1 protein-coding gene is annotated in these 690 nt (G+C 68.8%); it reads left to right on the forward strand.

The features are described 5' to 3' along the window. The coding region (sctJ, locus tag G3N99_RS41320) for a type III secretion inner membrane ring lipoprotein SctJ (RefSeq protein WP_241012118.1) at positions 1-690 on the forward strand (690 nt) is incomplete at both ends.

The following is a 690-nucleotide window of genomic DNA, read 5'->3' on the forward strand; positions in this document are numbered from 1 at the left end:
TGCCGCGCTGCTCGCGTGCGCGGCGCTCGTCGCCGGCTGCCAGCAGGAGCTGTACGGCGGCCTCGCCGAGCGCGACTGCAACGAGATGATGGCCGCGCTGCTCCAGAACGGTGTCGACGCGCAGAAGAAGACGCCCGACGGCGGCAAGACGTGGACGCTCGCCGTCGACGACAAGCAGATTGTCAGGGCGATGGAAGTGCTGCGCGCGCGCGGGCTGCCCGCGACGCGCTACGACGATCTCGGCGCGCTGTTCAAGAAGGACGGCCTCGTGTCGACGCCGACCGAGGAGCGCGTGCGGTTCATCTACGGCGTGTCGCAGGAGCTGTCGGACACGCTGTCGAAAATTGACGGCGTCGTCGTCGCGCGCGTGCACATCGTGCTGCCGAACAACGATCCGCTCGCACAGGTCGCGAAGCCGTCGTCGGCGTCGGTGTTCATCAAGTACCGGCCGAACGCGAATCTCGCGACGCTGACGCCGCAGATCAAGAACCTCGTCGTCCATAGCGTCGAAGGGCTGACGTACGACGAAGTGAGCGTCACGTCGGTCGCCGCCGATCCGGTCAATCTCGTGTCGGCCGCGCAGCCGAGCGCGCAGAAGTCCGGCGGTGCGACGCTCGTCGGTCTCCTGATCGCCCTCCTCGTGTGCGTCGCGCTCGCGGCCGCGGGCGGTGTGCTGTGGTGGCGCGCGCG

Source organism: Burkholderia sp. Ac-20392, from assembly GCF_017104585.1.
Lineage (GTDB): Bacteria > Pseudomonadota > Gammaproteobacteria > Burkholderiales > Burkholderiaceae > Burkholderia > Burkholderia lata.